This window comes from Dysgonomonas termitidis (assembly GCF_054657735.1).
Window position 1 is genome coordinate 1,548,189 of record NZ_BAAHYD010000003.1, and the last position, 20,015, is coordinate 1,568,203.

Annotated in this window: 15 protein-coding genes; 13 read left to right on the forward strand and 2 right to left on the reverse strand. The window is 41.0% G+C overall.

Annotation, left to right across the window (positions count from 1 at the left end):
* Nucleotides 1-83 precede the first annotated feature (83 nt).
* Complete coding sequence (locus ACYQ3L_RS27170; protein WP_379994415.1) at nucleotides 84-2,939, reverse strand: MSEP-CTERM sorting domain-containing protein; 2,856 nt, start codon at nucleotides 2,937-2,939, stop codon at nucleotides 84-86.
* The gene (gene xrtK / locus ACYQ3L_RS27175; RefSeq protein ID WP_379994417.1) at nucleotides 2,917-3,450 is read right to left on the reverse strand and encodes an exosortase K; all 534 of its coding nucleotides are present in this window, start codon (nucleotides 3,448-3,450) and stop codon (nucleotides 2,917-2,919) included. The genes ACYQ3L_RS27170 and xrtK overlap by 23 nt, the downstream gene beginning before the upstream one ends.
* 180 nt (nucleotides 3,451-3,630) lie before the next feature.
* Between xrtK and nspC the strand changes: the two genes are divergently transcribed.
* The 13 genes from nspC to pyrF all read left to right on the forward strand — a co-directional run bounded on the left by nspC (nucleotide 3,631) and on the right by pyrF (nucleotide 20,011).
* Nucleotides 3,631-4,773 (forward strand): carboxynorspermidine decarboxylase, encoded by a 1,143-nt coding sequence (gene nspC, locus ACYQ3L_RS27180; RefSeq protein ID WP_379994418.1) that lies wholly within the window; start codon nucleotides 3,631-3,633, stop codon nucleotides 4,771-4,773.
* Between the two features lie 416 nt (nucleotides 4,774-5,189).
* Complete coding sequence (gene rpe, locus ACYQ3L_RS27185) at nucleotides 5,190-5,843, forward strand: ribulose-phosphate 3-epimerase (protein ID WP_379994419.1); 654 nt, start codon at nucleotides 5,190-5,192, stop codon at nucleotides 5,841-5,843.
* 38 nt (nucleotides 5,844-5,881) lie between these two features.
* Nucleotides 5,882-7,462, forward strand: coding sequence for a ComEC/Rec2 family competence protein (locus tag ACYQ3L_RS27190; protein WP_379994420.1), 1,581 nt, complete (start codon nucleotides 5,882-5,884; stop codon nucleotides 7,460-7,462).
* A 157-nt stretch (nucleotides 7,463-7,619) separates the two neighbouring features.
* On the forward strand, nucleotides 7,620-8,651 hold the full coding sequence (locus ACYQ3L_RS27195) for a DHH family phosphoesterase (RefSeq protein WP_379994421.1): 1,032 nt from the start codon (nucleotides 7,620-7,622) through the stop codon (nucleotides 8,649-8,651).
* A 33-nt stretch (nucleotides 8,652-8,684) separates the two neighbouring features.
* Nucleotides 8,685-9,293: a BamK family beta-barrel-assembly machinery protein gene (gene bamK, locus ACYQ3L_RS27200; protein ID WP_379994422.1), complete on the forward strand. Its 609-nt coding sequence runs from the start codon at nucleotides 8,685-8,687 to the stop codon at nucleotides 9,291-9,293.
* Nucleotides 9,294-9,301: 8 nt separating this feature from the next.
* Nucleotides 9,302-10,687, forward strand: coding sequence for a phosphoglucosamine mutase (gene glmM, locus ACYQ3L_RS27205; RefSeq protein WP_379994423.1), 1,386 nt, complete (start codon nucleotides 9,302-9,304; stop codon nucleotides 10,685-10,687).
* Between the two features lie 177 nt (nucleotides 10,688-10,864).
* Complete coding sequence (locus ACYQ3L_RS27210) at nucleotides 10,865-11,554, forward strand: DUF2461 domain-containing protein (RefSeq protein WP_379994424.1); 690 nt, start codon at nucleotides 10,865-10,867, stop codon at nucleotides 11,552-11,554.
* A 68-nt stretch (nucleotides 11,555-11,622) separates the two neighbouring features.
* A complete protein-coding gene (locus tag ACYQ3L_RS27215; protein WP_379994425.1) occupies nucleotides 11,623-12,519 on the forward strand; it encodes a diaminopimelate dehydrogenase in 897 nt (298 codons plus the stop codon).
* A 109-nt stretch (nucleotides 12,520-12,628) separates the two neighbouring features.
* Nucleotides 12,629-13,447 (forward strand): 4-(cytidine 5'-diphospho)-2-C-methyl-D-erythritol kinase, encoded by an 819-nt coding sequence (ispE, locus tag ACYQ3L_RS27220; protein WP_379994426.1) that lies wholly within the window; start codon nucleotides 12,629-12,631, stop codon nucleotides 13,445-13,447.
* A 176-nt stretch (nucleotides 13,448-13,623) separates the two neighbouring features.
* Nucleotides 13,624-14,604 carry a lytic transglycosylase domain-containing protein gene (locus ACYQ3L_RS27225; RefSeq protein ID WP_379994427.1) on the forward strand — a complete coding sequence of 327 codons (981 nt, stop codon included), beginning with the start codon at nucleotides 13,624-13,626 and terminating at the stop codon, nucleotides 14,602-14,604.
* A 105-nt stretch (nucleotides 14,605-14,709) separates the two neighbouring features.
* Nucleotides 14,710-17,544 carry an excinuclease ABC subunit UvrA gene (gene uvrA / locus ACYQ3L_RS27230; RefSeq protein WP_379994428.1) on the forward strand — a complete coding sequence of 945 codons (2,835 nt, stop codon included), beginning with the start codon at nucleotides 14,710-14,712 and terminating at the stop codon, nucleotides 17,542-17,544.
* 560 nt (nucleotides 17,545-18,104) lie between these two features.
* Entirely contained in the window at nucleotides 18,105-19,190 is a 1,086-nt protein-coding gene (gene prfA, locus ACYQ3L_RS27235) for a peptide chain release factor 1 (RefSeq protein WP_379994429.1), read from the forward strand.
* A complete protein-coding gene (pyrF, locus tag ACYQ3L_RS27240; RefSeq protein ID WP_379994431.1) occupies nucleotides 19,187-20,011 on the forward strand; it encodes an orotidine-5'-phosphate decarboxylase in 825 nt (274 codons plus the stop codon). Before prfA ends, pyrF begins: the two co-directional genes overlap by 4 nt.
* Nucleotides 20,012-20,015 lie beyond the last annotated feature (4 nt).

Genomic DNA, 20,015 nt, shown 5'->3' on the forward strand with positions numbered 1-20,015 from the left:
TTCACCTCTTTCAATATTTCAAAGAACTCGCAGTTGTTTTATTATGCAGATAAAGTTTTTATGAAAAGAAACATATTAAATCTTTATTCAGGTATTTTCGCTTTACGCCTTCGATACCAGAGATAAAATAGTCCGGACAAAACCATTAATATGAATAAATCAGGTTCTGACATCGGCTGTGTCTCGTCATTCAGGTCGAGTGCCCTGTGTCCCGACATTACCTCTTCCTGTTTCTTTTTCAGTATAGCCTTCTGTGCGTCGTTTTCCACAACAATGTAGGATGTGGGCGGACTCATTATCCCCGATTCGAAGCTGTTTTGCAGGAGGCTAAGCCACTCTTTTTCTGCGGTTTCGGGGTGTAATGTCTGAAGCATCCACTGCGCCTGCATCAGCAAACCCGTTTCCCAACTCTTTTTATTTATCGCATCCTGATTGACTGCCAGAGTTTTATCTTTTGTATTTAATATAACAGAGGCTTTGTCGTCATTAGGCAAATATACAAGCGGGTTACTCAGGCTTGGCCATACTTTTACGGTTTTCAGCGGGATGGAGTCGACAATACTCTCTGTTACTTTTATACCTTTCGAAAAAGAATGTCCTTTTATGCTGTCGTTTTGCAACGAATAGAACCTGTCACCTTCCGGATAAGTAAACTCCATGCCGGCAAAATCATTATAAAGAACAGCCTCCTGAATATTATCACTCAGTACAACTATGACGGGGTATGTCGTTTGAGGATGGGTATATGAATCGAAAAGTATTTTCTTTACAGCCCTGTCGAGGAAAAATCCACCTTCGGATTTTTGCTTTTTCAATTCTTCCTGCCATTCATCTTTCAACGAAAAGGTTTTTATATAAGTGTTTGTGAACGATATCTTCGCATTATTTCTGTCAATCAGGTTACGGTCCAGCAATTTGTGTATTTGGTCAATGTACTTTCCTGCTTTTTCACTGTCAGATCTTTTTTCTTCCGGAAGGGATTGTCCCGCTATTTCATAGTTACCCACATTTGCAGACATATCTGCAATGAAATGGTAATAAGGCTTACGCAGTACTGTTTCCAGTTTTTGTTTTTCTTGCCCCGATATATATACTACTCCATTCAAGCCGGTATTCCAATTGCCATGCATCTGCGTTATGGTGTCGCCCAGCGTTATCAGGTTGTTGTCTATATCGATAGTGACAGGCTCTTTGTGTATGAATTCGATCCCTGTATATCTGGTCTCGTCTGTTTGGAATGGAAACACCTTAAACTCCACGCTGTTTCCCGACAGGTAGCGAAGCAGTCCCGGGTCTCTGTTTACGTTCCTTATCTGATTAAATACCCATGTGGCAGCTTTTTTCTCGGCCAGTATTCCGGGTTCCTTTACATCTCCTATATAGAGATAATAATCGCTGATCCAGCATCCTGCAGGTAAATCGATTTTTGTTATATATTCGGCATTCCAAAGAGGGGCGCTTTTGTTGTGAATGGACAAATCTATCCAGCTTACCCAGGCTTTTTGAGCACTGTCATATTTACTGCTATGCCTGATATCTGTTATTTTTATTTCGGTAGTATCCCGTGTAGTATTGCTCCTTGCGTTCCTGTCTCTGTAATTATTTATTTTTGAACCGTTAAATAAATTATAGATAAGCTTCCTTTTACTTTCCGGAAGAGTTAGATTGTCCAGCACAAGCCATTTGTAATAGCCGGACAGATATGGTGTAGAAGAGTAGAATATGGTGCTGCCCCTTCGGTCGTGAGTATCCGTAGCTTCCAGTATCCGTTCTACTGATTTTCCGTTTAGTTTATATTCTTTTGTGTAGTCGGGACTATATAGATATTCAAGTGTGGTATGTAGGACAGACCTGTCATATTTATAAGTGACTGTTATTGCTATTGGCAGAGTGGAAATACTTATGATTGTAATGGTATATAACAATGGTTTCTTATAGCTTCGTTTCAGATTATTAAAATCCTTTACAATATCATTCAGATGTATTGGGAATAGGATAAGAGGAGTGAGCATTAGGAATCCTCCTCCGAATATGATAATGGCAAAAACCGATAACGGCAGGAACGGGAGCATGACAAGGAAGAAGTAAAGCGTATACATAAATGTGATACAGCGTCCGGTATAGAGCCATAATCTTGGCTGCCTGTTCTCCGGTGCCGGTATGCAGATAAGCAAACCGTTTGTGACTGCGGTAATATAAAACCACGGATCGGAGAAATTCCCGAAAAGGTTATCGAATTCCTTGTTGATATACAAACCCAATATCGGAAAAATAATAGCAACCGGAATTTTCCATGCCAGTTCATATTCTTTAAAGATATTCCGGCGGGATATAAGTATATATATGAAACGAATGATAAAGAACAGAAAAACGGTAGTTGCCAGAATTGCAGACACAAGGTAGAGGTGTTCACTCCCGAATCTCATTCCGTCCCACAGTGGCAATACCATTGTAGCAAAAACATAAGTAAAAAATGGAATGCTTATGGCCACTACAATATTTATCGATGCTTTTTGTTTTCTTGCATGCGGAGTAAGTAAAAGAGCCAAAGCAAATAAGGCATGAATAAGTGTAGGCATAAGGAAAGCTCCTGCATACATAGGCAGGTTCCCCGATATCATCCAGTCGGGAATACCGGACGGCACCAGATCATCGTAATTGTAATAATATATGTATATGAAACAGAGAAAAGCAACGAATGATACAATGCAGTAGACCATATCTATCCGTTTTTTGCGTACCGTCTGTACGATAGCATAGGCAGCATTCAGTAATGCAAGTATAAGGAGTACAAGCGCAAATGTTTTCCAGCGAGCGAGCGCCGGATATTCCAGCAGGCTTTTTATTATCTGGAATTCGCCCCATTCCAGAAATAGTATCAGGGCGACAGGTAAAGTGTTGATAAGGAATATCCATTTAGGATTGAGCAGCTTTCTCATGATTGTGTTGTATTTTGTTTATTATGTGGTTAAGTAGTAAATAAGCGAATATGAGGAAGGAGAGGTAGACAAAAATACCTTCTACCTGATGCAGTAATTTATCCGGAAAGCCGGAAGAGGAATAAGTCCCGATATTCATTATCAGCATATATCCTGTTATCCGGGATATATTGGCTATAAGTGTAATCGTATAGGCTAAAAGAAAAGATACGGGAATGACAAGCCATTTTTTTACAATCCCGGTTTTTACAAATAAAAAGGAAATCATAAGGAAGCTTATCAACAGAAAGTTATATCCCGAACATGACTTATTGATTACCATATTTATCTGTGGATGAAAATATCCCGAAACGCTATCATAAATGGCATCCGATCCGGATATCAGTTCTATGGCTTTATTTGTGGGGCCAAGCAGGAACAGTATGTTGCCGGTATCCATTCGCGGATATGCCAGTTTTAAACCTGCAAATATGCAGAAGCACAGTATTGAAACTATTATCTTGTTTTTCATAAAAAGAACTTTGAATTGCAAAGTAATTATTTAGAAATTAATTTTCCAAATATTTAGGAAAGAAATTCCAGAAGAAAATAAGAGTTGGTATGACTTATACATAATTTATGACCGTCCCCCCTCCACTATTCAATAAAAATAGCGACCTTTGCAAGCGAAAAAATATAGATCAATAATTACATGATAGAAATACATAAAGTCCCATCTCCATGTTTTGTCATGGAAGAAGAATTGCTCAGGAAGAACCTTTCGCTTATCAAATCGGTAAAAGAACGGGCGGGAGTAAATATAATACTGGCATTCAAGGCGTTTGCCATGTGGAAATCTTTTCCCATCATCCGCGAATATGTTCCTTATTCAACGGCGAGTTCGGTATTTGAAGCACAATTGGCATATGAGGAAATGGGTAGTCTTGCCCATACATTCTCTCCGGCCTATACCCCGGACAACTTTCCTGTATTCATGCGGTACAGCAGCCACATTACATTCAATTCTTTGTCTCAGTACGAACGTTTCTATCCGGAAACACTGAAGCATAGAAAGAAAGTTTCGTGTGGTATCCGCATCAACCCCGAATATTCGGTAGTGGAAACAGACCTGTACAATCCGGCGACTCCGGATTCTCGCCTTGGAGTGCCTGCCGGTCATTTTGGAAATGAATTACCCGAAGGGGTGGAAGGCCTGCATTTTCATACGTTGTGTGAATCGTCTTCCTACGATTTGGAAAAAACGCTGGAACAGGTAGAGAAGAAATTCGGACACTTTCTCCCAAAAATAAAATGGCTCAATATGGGCGGAGGTCATCTGATGACCCGTGAAGACTACAATGTGGAACACCTTATAAATTTGTTACTGTCTTTTAAAGCAAAATATCCGAACCTTGAAATTACGATGGAGCCCGGAAGCGCTTTTGTGTGGCAGACAGGGATATTGGTCTCCACAGTGGTGGATATTGTAGATAATGGAGGGATTAAAACAGCCATACTCGATGTGTCTTTTGCATGCCACATGCCCGACTGTCTCGAAATGCCGTATAAGCCGTATATCAGGGGGGCGTATCATGAGCCGGTGAAGGGTCTGCCTACTTACCGTATGGGAGGGAGCAGCTGTCTTAGCGGTGATTTTGTGGGGGAATGGTCATTTGATGAACCACTTTTGGTCGGTGACAGGATTATTTTTGAAGATATGATACATTATACTACTGTGAAAACAACGATGTTTAACGGTATCTCACATCCGGCTATCGCGCTTTGGAATAAGTATAACCAACTGGAAATCTATCGCGAGTTCGGTTATGAGGACTACAAAAACAGGATGAGCTGATTAATCGTAAAATGTTAAAAATGAGATTGCAGGCAATAAGAGTATTGGATGGGCGTTTCAATAATAGAACTCTAAAAACGGAAATCGCCTATGAAGAAAATCTTTACACCTGAACAATGTCAACGTTTTGATAAAAATGAAGAGAAGGTTGTCGCACCTTCTGAAAAAACACTGGACTTTCTTAAACAGTTTGCACGGGTCCACTATATAGACAAATCATTACCGGATACTATAAACGGACTTTGTATTAATTGAAAACAGATAAAATAAATAAAGTACAGGCTATTAACGGTTTGTGCTTTTTTATTAAAAAAGCATGATGTAAGGCTGAATCTCAAATTCGGCCTTTTCTATACCGTCCCGTCCCTTTTTTTACTATATTTACACTCATAATTCATAACTTATAATTCGTAGACATGTCTCATAAGATAGCACCCTCTCTTCTTTCCGCTAATTTCCTGAATCTTCAGGCAGATGTGGAGATGATAAACAATAGCGAAGCCGATTGGTTTCATTGCGATGTAATGGATGGAAGCTTCGTGCCTAATATCTCGTTCGGTTTCCCGGTAATAAAGCAAATCAGTACAATTGCAAAGAAACCGCTGGATGTTCATCTGATGATTGTCAATCCCGATAAATACATCTCTCAGGTAAAAGATGCCGGGGCATATATGATGAATGTCCATTACGAGGCTTGTACCCATCTGCATCGCACGGTTGCGGCTATACACGAAGCAGGTATGAAAGCCGGAGTGACATTGAATCCGCACACACCCGTTTCTCTGCTCGAAGATATATTACAGGATGTGGATATGATACTTCTTATGACAGTGAATCCGGGATTCGGCGGACAAAAATTTATTGAGCATTCCCTGACTAAAGTTTCCCGTTTGAAAGAAATGATATTAAAGCGAAATTTGCAGATATTGATCGAGGTCGATGGTGGGGTGAATTTGCAAACAGGAAAACAGTTAATAGATGCCGGAGCCGATGTGCTCGTGGCAGGTAACGCAGTATTTGCAGATTCTGATCCTGTGGAAATGATACATAAACTGAAAAGTATTAAATAATAATAAATAGGTCTGAGGCCTTGTTTTGACTGGCGGAAATGAAGAATCCGTTCTCCAAAATACCATTTCTTTTCTTTCTTATTCCGCTAATAGTTGGAATTTTATTACAGTATTATTTAAAGATAGAATATTCAGGCATAGCTTTCTCCTTGACAGGGTTGATGGCTATGCTTTTTTCATACCTTATACGCGAAGACAGGCAATTTCGCTGGCGTTGGTTATTTGGTGCGGGAGTTTGTTTATTCCTGATAAGTATTGGTATTGTATCCACAACTTTACGTCAGCAAAAATCTGAGTTTGAATATCTGGATAAAATACAGGTATATACCGGTGTTGTTACCGATACGCCGCAGGAGAAGAAAAAAACGACAGCGTACAGAGTCTATTTGTCCCGCGAAGATAAACTGATAGTCTGTTATTTTCAAAGAGATACGTTGGATAACAACAGGCTGCAACCGGGAGATATCTTTTCTTTTCAGGGAAAGATACAACCATTTCAGGATATCGGGGATTTCGATTACACGCGTTATATGTACAATCAGGGCTTTGTCGGTTCTGCTTATGTTTCACGGCATTTGTGGCAAACAACAGGCGAAACTTCTTTATCGCTGAAATATACGGCATTGCGCTGTCGTCAACATATTATGGACTTTTATAAGTCGTTAGGATTTAATGATACTGAATATAGTATTCTGTCGGCTTTGACCCTTGGCTATCAGGAAGGCCTGACAGATGATATAAAACAGGGATTCAGGACTACGGGTACGGTACATGTACTTTCGGTCAGCGGGCTGCATGTCGGCATCATCTACCTGATGATAAGTTTTCTACTCGGGTTTATTCGCAAAGGTACAGGATATTATTGGCTGAAACCCTTATTGATTATTGTTCTGCTATGGGTATATGCTTTTATTACCGGCTTGCCGCCTTCAGTAATAAGGGCAAGTGCGATGCTCACGGTATTCTGTGCTTCGGAGATTTTCGGACGGAAAAGCTTTTCACTGCATGCTCTATATATAGCAGGGTTCTTTATTCTGCTGATAAATCCTTTTTCATTATTTGATATAGGTTTCCAGCTGAGTTTTATGTCAGTTCTCTCCATATTATATTTATTGCCTAAAATATCAGGACTGTGGAGGATAGAGAATAAATATTTGCGGCATATATGGCAGATGTCCGCATTGTCTGTTGTGGCGCAGTTGGCGACGTTTCCTCTTTGTTTGTATTACTTCGGTACATTTCCTACTTATTTCTTTGTAACCAATTTGCTGATTGTACCGTTAGTGACATTGATAATCTATGCTGTGGGAGGGATTGGCCTGGCTAAATTGCTGAGTCTGATAATGCCGGATTTAAGTGCTTATTTTTACTGCTTGCCTGTAAAAATATTAGGGGGTTTAGTCGGGTTTATGACAGGTATCATCCGTTTCTTTGAGAATTTACCATTCGCTTTGGTCAACGATGCGAAAATATCATTTCCCGATATGGTTTTAATATATACACTGATAACAGGTGCCCTTGCCTTCTTTATTTACAAAAAACCTATAGGATTGATTCTCGGCTTGCTCTCCATACTCTTGTTTTTTATAGTCCGGATCTATCATAATGTTAGTATATAGGTGCTTCATTTTCAGGGGATATACAATCTGAATTATCTAAAGAATGTCAAAAACGGAACTTTCCTTATAACGATATGGTTCAAAAAGGTGTATTTAGTTTGTTTTTTTAGTATTTTTGTGGCTGCATAATGCAGATTAGAGGAAAAAGTATAAGTGGATGATTTCAAAGATAATAGCGAGTCAGAAAATAACAGAGGTAGAGGAGTTACTCAATAAGTATGATAAAATAGTGATTGTGACACATGTGTCGCCTGATGGTGATGCTATTGGATCATCTTTGGGATTATATCATTATCTGAACGATTTGGGAAACAGCGTGAATGTAATTGTTCCTAATTCTTTCCCTGATTTTCTGAAATGGATACCCGGCGCAAAGGATATTCTCGAATATGAGAGATATCCCGAATTTGCGCAAAAACTGATTGCTGAGGCTGAACTGATATTCTGTCTCGATTTTAATGTGCCGAAACGCTCTTATCATTTAGGGCCTTTTATCGAAGCGGCAAAAGGGAAAAAAGTTCTGATAGACCATCATCCGGAACCTTCGGATTTCTGCGATGTAATGATCTCATATCCAGAAATATCATCGACCAGCGAACTTATTTTCCGCCTTATCTGCCGTATGGGTGATTTTGAGGTGATGAGCCATGAGAGTGCTACTGCGATCTATACCGGAATGATGACTGATACGGGGGCGTTTACCTATAATTCCAATAGTGCCGAGATCTATTATATCATAGGCGAGTTGTTGAAAAAAGGCATAAACAAAGACCAGATATATTCGAACGTTTATCATAACTACTCGGAAGACCGTTACCGGATGCTGGGCTTTACCCTTTCTGAAAAGATGAGGATATATCCCGAATACAACACGGCGCTGATATGGCTCACAAACGAAGAACAAAAAAGATATAAAGTAAAGAAAGGCGATACAGAGGGTTTTGCCAATCTGCCTTTAAATATTAAAGGAATTATTTTCTCTGTTTTTATCCGTGAGGACAATGAAATGATAAAAATTTCGTTTCGTTCTCAGAAGGACTTTCCCAGCAATAAGTTTGCGGCCCAATGTTATAATGGCGGAGGCCACCTTAATGCTTCAGGAGGGGAATTTTACGGGACAATGGATGAGGCAATAGCCATATTCGAAAAAGCATTGCCGGAATATGCTGATTTACTAAATAAGAAATGAGTAATTACTAAATACTAAATACGAATAAGATACATGAGAAAGATTATTGGCGCAATATTTACTTTTATGAGTTTAGCGATTGTTTTTTCTGCTTGTGGCGGAGAAACATATGCTGATAAACTGAAAAAAGAAAAGAAAGGCATCGACCGCTTTATAAGTGATAATAAGATTACGACCAGAGGAACCTATCCTACCGATCATAAATTTGCTGAAAATGAGTATTATCTGGATCAAAATACCGGCATTTATTTCCGCGTAATCGATCCCGGTAACGACGATAAGCCGGTAAAAGGAAAGACTGATGTGTATCTCAGATATGAGAATATTCTAAACTTGCTGAACGAAAATGATACTATAGCAACAAATAATTTTCAAGGCTCATTTATGACTTTCCGTTACGGCAATTCGTCTACTTATATGGGTAGCAGTACCTCTACAACTTATCAACTCCAGATGTATTATTTCCTGTCTCAGGCATGTGTATTACCGTTGGAACAGGGATTGGGGAATGGTGCTGAAGTTAGCCTGATTGTTCCGTTTGCAAACGGTTCTACTTATCAGCAGGCAAATTACATTCCGATGTTTTATGGACGTTTGAGATACCAGTTTACATTGGATGAAACCGAAGAAACTAAAGAATAAATAGGAAGATGGCCTTAATAAAATCTATATCAGGAATACGGGGAACTATCGGCGGAAGAGTCGGAGATGGCCTCAATCCGCTTGATACGGTGAAATTCGTATCGGCATACGCTTCTTTTATAAGAGAAAATGTGAAAAATGGCTCTAATGCTATTGTTGTTGGTCGCGATGCCCGCATTTCGGGTAAGATGATGGAACAGATAGTTGTGGGTACGCTAATGGGTATGGGATTCGATGTGATAAATATCGGCTTGGCGACAACTCCTACTACCGAACTGGCCGTAGCTATGGAGCATGCCTGCGGTGGTATCATCCTGACGGCTAGTCATAACCCGAAGCAGTGGAATGCCCTGAAACTACTCAATGAAAATGGGGAATTTCTCAATGCCAGGGAAGGTGAAGAGGTTCTTCGGATAGCCGAAAGCGAAGATTTCCATTATGCGCATATCGACCATATTGGCAGTGTAAAAGAGAAAGATTATACGGAAAAACATATACAGGCTGTTCTCGACCTTGCTTTGGTAGATGTTGAGGCCATTAAAGCGGCTGACTTTGAAGTTTCCATCGACTGTGTCAATTCTGTTGGCGGAATCGTTATTCCCAAGCTGTTAAAGGCGTTGGGAGTGAATAAAATAAATGAATTGTATTGTACGCCCAACGGTGAATTTCCGCACAATCCGGAACCTCTGCCTGAACACTTGAAAGACATATCGATAATGATGAGAACCACATCGTCCGATGTCGGTTTTGTTGTCGATCCCGATGTAGACCGTCTGGCAATTATCTGTGAGAACGGAGAAATGTTCGGTGAAGAATATACGCTGGTCGCAGTAGCCGACTATGTATTGAAGCATACACCGGGTAATACCGTATCCAATCTTAGTTCGAGCCGCGCATTACGTGATGTGACCCGTAAATACGGTTGTGAATACAATCCCGCGGCAGTAGGAGAAGTGAATGTCACTACCAAAATGAAAGCTACCGATGCCGTAATAGGCGGAGAAGGAAATGGTGGGGTTATCTATCCGGCAAGCCATTACGGACGCGATTCGCTGGTGGGTATTGCTTTATTTCTTTCGCATCTGGCACACGAAAAAAAGAAAGTAAGCGAGATACGGGCATCTTATCCTCAATACTATATAGCAAAACAGAAAGTAGAGCTAACGCCCGGACTCGATGTGGATGGCATACTAAAAACCGTTAAAGAAAAATTCAGCCAATACGATGTAACGGATATTGATGGTGTAAAAATAGATTTTCCCGATAAATGGGTACACCTTCGCAAGTCGAATACCGAGCCTATTATCCGTGTATATTCCGAAGCCCATACGATGAAAGAGGCAGAAGAAATAGGCGGCGAGATAATGAATGTAATCAGGCAGTTGGCAAAATAAATAAGGCTGATGCTTAAAAAATATAGGATAACAATCTTTTTCTTTATAGATTTGTTATCCTTTTTTTATGTAAGGTCGCAGATTGATTTATTAGTTTTGTGTCTGCAACAACAATAGCTGGTTACTATTAGATAATGTTGCATAAAATACTATCTTTTGCTTATTCAGTAAAATAATATGGCTAAAATAGAAACATTTAAAGGTTTTACTCCGGAGACGTTCAGGTTCTTTAACGACCTGAAAGAGAATAATTATAAAGAATGGTTCGACGAACATAAGCATATCTATGAGAAGGAGGTACTGAACCCGTTGAAAGCATTGGTTACCACATTATCGCCTGTTATGCATAATATAGACCCGTCATTCGAACTGAGGCCGCATCGCTGCCTGTCGAGAATATACCGGGATATCCGCTTTTCGAAAAACAAAGATCCGTATAAAGATTTTATGTGGATGGCATTCCAGATTCCGGTGACAAATGATGTCTGGAAAGATTATCCAGGCTACTATCTGGAAATATCAGGGGAGGGATATGCCCTTGGATTAGGCCTTTTCCAACCCAAGAAGAAAGTAATGGACGCATTCAGGGAGGAGATAAGCTATGATGCAGAAGAATTCCGGCGAGTGACACAAAAGGCTGTATTGGACAGGGGGTATGTTATAAATGGTGAGGAGTATAAACGCCCTATACCGAATAATTTACCTGAATATTTTCAGCCGTGGATACATCGCAAAGGCATATGGGTGAGCAAGCACAAGCCGGTAGGAGAAGAGTTGTTCTCAGCCGATTTTGCTAACCTGATGAAAGAAGACTTTGTAGCTATGGAATGGCTCTATAACTTTATGAAGGAAGTAACGATGGACTAATTCGCATATATTTCTGGCTTTTAACTTACAACTTACAACTCATAACTCATAAATTAAAATACATTTAGATGAAAAAAATCAGAGCAGCAATTGTCGGATATGGAAATATCGGGCAATATGTATTGGATGCAATACTATCATCGCCGGATTTCGAAGTAGCTGGTATCGTACGCCGCGACCCGAATAATATCCCGGATGAACTGAAAAAATATCCTGTAGTAAAAACTGTAAAGGAACTGAAAGATGTAGACGTGGCGATACTTTGTACTCCTACACGCAGCGTAGAGGATTATGCAAAAGAGTGTCTTGCCGCCGGAATCAATACTGTGGACAGTTACGATATACACGGAGGGATTGTCGCTTTACGCAGGTCGCTGGATGCAGTAGCCAAGGCTAACAACACAGTGTCTATTATTTCTGCAGGATGGGACCCGGGTACGGATTCTATGGTCCGTTCCATGTTTGAATTTATGGCGCCTAAAGGAATTACCTATACCAACTTTGGTCCGGGTATGAGCATGGGGCATACGGTTGCCGTGAAAGCCATAAAAGGAGTAAAAGCGGCATTGTCCATGACTATTCCTGTGGGTACCGGGATTCATCGTCGGATGGTCTACATCGAAGTGGAAGACGAACATAATTTTGCTGATGTTGCGGCAGCAATAAAGGCTGACGACTATTTTGCACATGACGAAACACATGTGATGCAGGTAGAATGTGTAGATAACCTTAAAGATATGGGGCATGGGGTGAATATGGTGCGTAAGGGCGTTTCAGGAGATACGCAGAACCAGCTTCTGGACTTCAATATGAAGATAAATAACCCTGCGCTGACTGCTCAGGTACTAGTGGCTTCGGCGCGTGCAACCCTGAAACAAAAGCCGGGAGCATATACCATGATCGAGGTGCCGGTAATAGATTATATATATGGTGACAAAGAAGCCTTAATAAAGAAATTGGTATAAAAAATTAATGAAGAATTAAAAATGAAGAATTAAGAATAGGGTATTGCATGTTACAACACTCCCTATTTTTCGTTCTTCATTCTTCATTCTTCGTTCTTCATTCAAAAACATGATTTGTTTCCCCAACGCGAAAATAAACTTAGGGCTGAATATCGTTTCCAGGCGGACAGATGGATATCATAATCTGGAAACCATCTTTTATCCCATTGGCATAAAAGATGCTCTCGAGGTAATGATCCGTGAAGAACAGCCTTGCGATACCTTTGTCGAAGCTGGAATAAAAATAGACTCTTTGCCTGATAATAATCTGGTAATGAGGGCTCTGCAGTTGATGCGGGTCAAGTATATATTTCCCCCGGTCGAAGTACATCTTTTGAAAAATATTCCTTTCGGTGCCGGACTAGGAGGGGGGTCGGCAGATGCTTCATTTGTATTGAAGTTGCTCAATCAAATATTTGACTTGGGAGCTTCCGATGAGGAGCTGGCAACAATAGCTGTACAGTTGGGGGCCGATTGTCCCTTCTTTATTTATAACCGGCCGGTATTTGCACGTGGAATAGGGGAAGTGTTTGAGGAGATAGATTTATCCCTCAAAGGATATTATTTTGTATTGGTTAAGCCGGATATTCATGTGCCAACCAAAGATGCTTTTGCCGGAATAAAACCACAACAGCCTCAAATGTCATTAAAAGAAATTGTAAAACTACCCGTTTCCGATTGGGGAGGGTTAATGGCGAATGATTTCGAAAAAAGTGTATTTGTCAAATATCCTGTGATTGGAGGTTTGAAAGAGGATTTGTATAAGAAAGGCGCATTGTATGCATCCATGACAGGCTCGGGTTCTTCTGTTTTTGGAATTTTTAAGGAAGAGCGATCTGATATTCAAAACTCTTATCAGGACTGCGTTGTGTGGCAGGGGCCCGCATAATAGGGATGTATATGTAATTTCATTTCTGAAAATAAAATCGTACCTTTGATAGTTATTATCTATTCAAAAAGAATAAGGGGCTGACCGTATTTAATAAAATATTGTTTAGCTCCTGCTTATTGGATATTTTAAACATAAAATATTAATAAAAAGGTCTGCGGCCTGAGTTTTCTCCGATGAAAAAATATATAATATATTCCCTTTCCGTTCTCATCTTATGCTTTCTTGCATTTTTTTTACTTTCCAATAATAGCGGGGACGAGATACAATCCAAAGTTCCCTATGTATTGTCAATGACCAAGTCGGTTGAAGTTCCCCATAAGGTAGAGTTTGCCGGCGAAGAACTTGTTTTGGACAGGTACGACCTGCATGAGCGTTACGACCGTGAGATAAACGGATTTACTTATCTTCATTCTACAACTTTACTCCTGATAAAGAAAGCCAACCGTTATTTCCCTATTATAGAACCTATACTGAAAGAAAATAGTGTTCCCGAAGATTTCAAATATCTCGCCGTGATAGAGAGTAGCCTCGACCACCGTGCCGTATCGTCTGCCGGAGCAGCCGGATTATGGCAGTTTATGCCTAAAACCGGTCCTAATTATGGATTGGAAGTATCATCGGAGGTAGATGAACGGTATTCGATAGAAAAATCGACAGAGGCCGCCTGCCGTTATCTGAAAGAGGCCTATGCCAAGTATGGAAGTTGGGCGAGTGTAGCTTTATCCTACAATGCAGGCCAAGGACGCATCAGTACAGAAATGGATAAGCAGCAGGCCGAAGACAGCCTTGATCTTTGGCTGGTAAGCGAAACTACCCGCTATTATTACCGCATGCTGGCTATTAAGCAGATATTCGAAGACCCGGCTAAATACGGATTTGTCCTTACCGAAAACGATTTATACAAACCTATTGAGTTTACAAAAGTAGAGGTGACACAGTCTATCCCTGATTTGGCAAGCTTTGCCAAAGAGAAAGGACTTACTTATGCTCAGTTGAAAGATTTCAATTCATGGCTCAGAGATAGAAAATTAACTATTACTTCCAAAAGCCGTAGTTCATATACAATTCTTTTACCTACACAGGAATCGCTCTATTACAAAAAGGGTGAGAAAATAAAAGTACACGATAAGGCCTGGATTTACAGAGACAGATAAGTGTTTATAAAGAAACGTTTTAAGTCGCTGTAGCAGAATCAAAGTCTACTTTGTATTATGCAGGGCCGCGTAAAACGACTAATGTAATTGAACATTTTTTATTTAATGGAAACAAATACACAGGAAGCAAAAGAAACAATAAGCGTGTATGGGGCACGCGTACATAATCTCAAAAATATAGACGTAGAAATACCCCGCGATTCGCTTGTGGTCATTACAGGCCTCAGCGGCAGCGGGAAATCATCACTGGCATTCGATACTATCTTTGCAGAAGGGCAACGCCGTTATATTGAAACATTTTCGGCATATGCCCGTAACTTTCTGGGAGGTATGGAGCGTCCTGATGTGGATAAGATAACGGGGCTTAGTCCGGTTATCTCTATTGAGCAGAAAACAACCAACCGTAATCCCCGTTCCACGGTAGGCACAACCACCGAGATATATGACTTCCTCCGTTTGCTGTATGCACGTGCAGGAGATGCCTATTCTTACCTTACCGGGGAGAAAATGGTAAAATATACCGAAGAGCAGATTCTGGAACTCATCATGGAACGCTATATCGGGAAAAGGATATACTTGCTTGCCCCTGTAGTCAGGAACCGTAAAGGACATTATAAAGAGCTGTTCGAGCAAATCAGCAAGAAAGGTTACCTCACAGTGCGTGTCGATGGTGTGATACGGGAAATACTCCCGGGTATGCGTGTCGACAGGTATAAAATGCACAGTATAGAAGTGCTGATAGATAAGTTGCAGGTATCCAATAAGTTTGCAGATAACCTGAAGGCCAGTCTACGCACCGCGATGAAACAGGGGGACGGGCTTATAATGATTCAGGATGTAGAGAGCGGAGACGTACGCCATTTCAGCCGTCAGCTGATGTGTCCTACAACCGGATTGTCGTATAGCGAACCCGCGCCTCATACATTTTCATTCAATTCGCCGCATGGAGCATGTCCCCGCTGTAAAGGGCTGGGGGTAGTCAATCAGGTAGATATGGGGAAGATAGTACCTAAACCGCAACTGAGTATTTATGCAGGAGGTATCGCGCCATTGGGGAAATACAAAAATTCACTGTTTTTCTGGCAATTAGAAGCCATTTGTGAAAAGCATGGTGTTTCTATCAAGACTCCGATAAAGGATATACCGCAGGAGGCTATGGATGATATCATGTTTGGTACTGACGAGCGTTTACAGATAAAGAACGAATCGTTGGGGACATCGAATTATGTAGTGGCGTTCGAAGGTGTTACAAAGTATATTGAGATGCAGCAGGATAGCGATTCGTCAGCATCTGCTCAGAAATGGGCGGAGCAATTTATTAAAACGGATGTCTGTCCCGATTGTAACGGCCAACGCCTGAATAAAGAAGCACTCCATTACAAGATAAATGAAAAGAATATAGCCGAACTGGCGGAAATGGATATTCAACGGCTTTATGACTGGATACAGGATATGGACGTACATATCTCGGAGCGTCAGCAAGTAATAGCGCAGGAGATAAAGAAGGAAATTGTATCCCGTCTTTCGTTCCTGCTCGATGTGGGACTGAATTATCTTTCGCTGAACAGGGCTTCGGTAACGCTGTCCGGTGGCGAAAGCCAGCGAATCAGGCTTGCCACGCAGATAGGTTCCCAATTGGTAAACGTCCTTTATATATTGGATGAGCCTAGTATCGGTCTGCATCAGCGGGACAATAACAGGCTCATAGATTCATTGAAAAAATTGCGTGATTCCGGTAACTCTGTTATAGTAGTAGAGCACGATAAAGATATTATGCTGGATGCCGATTATGTCGTGGATTTAGGACCATATGCAGGGCGTCGCGGAGGTAAGGTCGTTTTTGCCGGGACTCCGCAGGAGATGCTTAGTGCAAGTACTATGACCGCTGATTACCTGAATGGTAAGCTCAAAATAGAGATCCCGAAGAAAAGGCGGAAAGGTAACGGTAAGAAAATAACAATAAAAGGCGCGACCGGACATAATCTGAAAGATGTGTCAGTCACATTCCCTCTCAATACATTCATTTGTGTGACGGGGGTGTCGGGTAGCGGTAAATCGAGCCTTATAAACGGAACGCTGCAACCGATACTGAGCCAGCACTTATACAAGTCTTTAACCGACCCGTTGCCATATAAAACTTTAGACGGAATTGACAATGTGGATAAAGTTATCAGTGTCGACCAGTCGCCTATCGGACGTACTCCGCGTTCCAATCCTGCTACCTACACGGGTGTGTTTTCCGATATTCGGAACCTTTTCGTCGGGCTTCCCGAATCGAAGATCAGGGGTTATAAACCCGGACGCTTTTCTTTTAATGTGAAAGGCGGGCGGTGTGAAGTCTGCGGAGGAAACGGCTATAAGACTATCGGTATGAATTTCCTTCCGGACGTTTATGTGCAATGCGAAGAATGTCATGGGAAACGTTACAACAGGGAGACGCTGGAAGTCCGGTTTAAAGGTAAATCCATAGCCGATGTGCTGGATATGACAATCAATATGGCTGTCGAGTTTTTTGAGAATGTACCTGTTATATTACATAAAGTAAGAGTGTTACAGGAAGTCGGCCTGGGATACCTGAAACTCGGTCAGCCTTCCACTACTTTGTCCGGCGGGGAATCGCAACGCATCAAACTTGCATCCGAACTGGCAAGAATAGATACGGGGAATACTATATATATATTGGATGAACCTACTACAGGGCTTCATTTCGAAGATATAAGGGTATTGCTCGGGGTACTCAATAAACTGGTAGACAGAGGGAATACCATCATTGTGATCGAACATAATCAGGATATAATCAAGAGTGCGGATTATATCATAGATATGGGTCCGGACGGCGGTATCGGAGGGGGTACGGTTGTTGCTGTAGGAAAACCGGAGGAGGTCATAAATGAGAAAAACAGTTTTACGGCCGAGTATCTGAGAAATGAGTTAAGTTAATTTATGAGAAAAGATAATTTTTTCAAAAAAATAGATATTGTCTATTGCCAATGTGTAAAATTTACTATCTTTGTCAGGTGATAATAGAGAAACGTCAACTATAACATCTGAAGGTTGAAATATAAATAAAAATGAGGACTTCTCAGAGTAAATTTATTAACTTCACTTACTGTTTTTTAAGGAATATTATTTCCTATTTATAGTTTCCGGTATCTGTTTTTAAAAGGAAAGCATTGAAATATAAGATGTGGATAGCATGTTTCTGAATGAGTATGCGTTGTCTTTATCTTAAAAGATATATAATCGAACACAGAGTTGGTTCCTGAAATTACGAATGAACCAAATTATCAGGCTGCAATCAGCTCTATTGTGTAGTTTTGTAAAGTTTGTGTTAAGGTTGGGAAGTCTGCGAAGGTGATTTCGCGGGCTTTCTGTTTTTATATAGTCGCTTTCACCTAATTATTATCGGGCTGTTGAAAATACTTATAATATATAATTTCATAACTTACAACTTATTTTTACCTTTGTCCCCGAATTTAAAAGAAAAGGAATAAATTACTATGAGTCAGCTATCTTTATTGGAAAAACTTGATACTTTGGTTATTCGCTTCGAGGAAATAGGGAAGCTTATAACCGATCCGGCAGTTATTGCCGATATGAAGCGATATGTCAAGTTGAATAAAGAATACCGCGATTTGGAGAAAATAAGTGTGGCCCGCGATGAGTATAAACAATTGCTGACTACCGTAGAAGAGGCAAAGGATATTCTGGATTCGGAAAATGACGCTGAATTACGGGAGATGGCCAAAGATGAACTTGAAACAGCTAACGCGCGTTTACCTGAATTGGAAGAGGAAATAAAACTCCTGTTAGTTCCGGCAGATCCCGAAGACAGTAAAAATGCTATTATGGAAATCCGTGGGGGAACGGGAGGTGATGAAGCCGCTATTTTTGCCGGGGACCTTTACCGTATGTATATCAAATATTGTGAACTGAAAGGCTGGAGAACAGAAGTAAGCAGCCTGACAGAAGGATCTTCGGGCGGGTATAAAGAAGTGATATTCACCGTTACAGGCGAAGGTGTTTACGGAATATTGAAGTACGAATCGGGAGTGCACCGTGTACAGCGTGTACCTGCTACAGAGACGCAGGGGCGGGTGCATACATCGGCTGCTACAGTTGCCGTGCTACCCGAAGCAGAGGAAGTAGATGTGGAAATAAACCCGGCCGATATAGAGATGCAAACTGCAAGATCGAGCGGCGCGGGAGGCCAGAATGTAAATAAAGTGGAAACAAAAGTGCAATTGACTCACAAGCCTTCGGGTTTGGTAGTTGTCTGCCAGCAGGCTCGCTCCCAGTTAGCAAACAGGGAATTGGCAATGCAGATGCTGAGGACAAAATTGTACGATATAGAATTGTCCAGATATCAGTCGGAAATAGCGTCGAAGCGTAAGACAATGGTTTCTACCGGCGACCGTTCAGCGAAAATCAGGACATATAACTATCCGCAGGGAAGGGTGACGGACCACCGTATCAACCTTACGCTGTATAACTTGTCGGGAGTGATGGATGGCGAAATACAGCCGATAATAGATCAGTTGATTATAGCAGAGAATACAGAAAGATTAAAAGAGAGTGAATTATGACGAAGCAAGAATTATTTGAAAATATTAAAAAGAAAAAATCCTTCCTGTGTGTAGGATTGGATACTGACATAAAAAAGATACCTACCCACCTTTTGGAAGAGGAGGACCCTACATATGCTTTTAACAAGGCGATTATAGATGCCACAGCCAAATATTGCGTGGCATATAAGCCTAATACTGCTTTTTATGAGAGCCAGGGTGTGAAAGGTATTATTGCTTTGGAAAAAACGATAGAATATATCCGGATTAAATATCCTGACCAGTTTATCATACTGGATGCCAAGCGGGGTGATATAGGCAATACATCCGAAATGTATGCAGTGTCGGCATTCGAGCACCTGAAAGCAAGTGCCGTGACTGTAGCTCCTTATATGGGAGAAGACAGTGTGAAGCCGTTTGTGAAGTATCCGAAGAAGTGGGTTATCCTTTTGGCGCTTACCTCCAATAAGGGTTCGGCAGACTTTCAGTTAACGGAAGATAAAGCGGGAGAACGCTTGTTTGAGAAAGTATTGAAGAAATCTCAGGAGTGGGCTACTGACGAACAACTCATGTATGTTGTCGGGGCTACACAGGGTGAAATGTTTGCCGGAATTCGCAAGATCGTTCCGGATCATTTTCTGCTGGTACCCGGAGTAGGGGCGCAAGGAGGCAGTTTGTCCGAAGTGGTGCGATACGGGATGAATTCACAATGCGGACTATTGGTTAATTCATCGCGCGCGATTATTTATGCTGATAATACTCGCGAGTTTGCTTTTGCAGCGACAGCAGAAGCTAAGAAAGTACAGGCGGAGATGGCCGGTTATCTGGAAAAGATCATTTGATAGC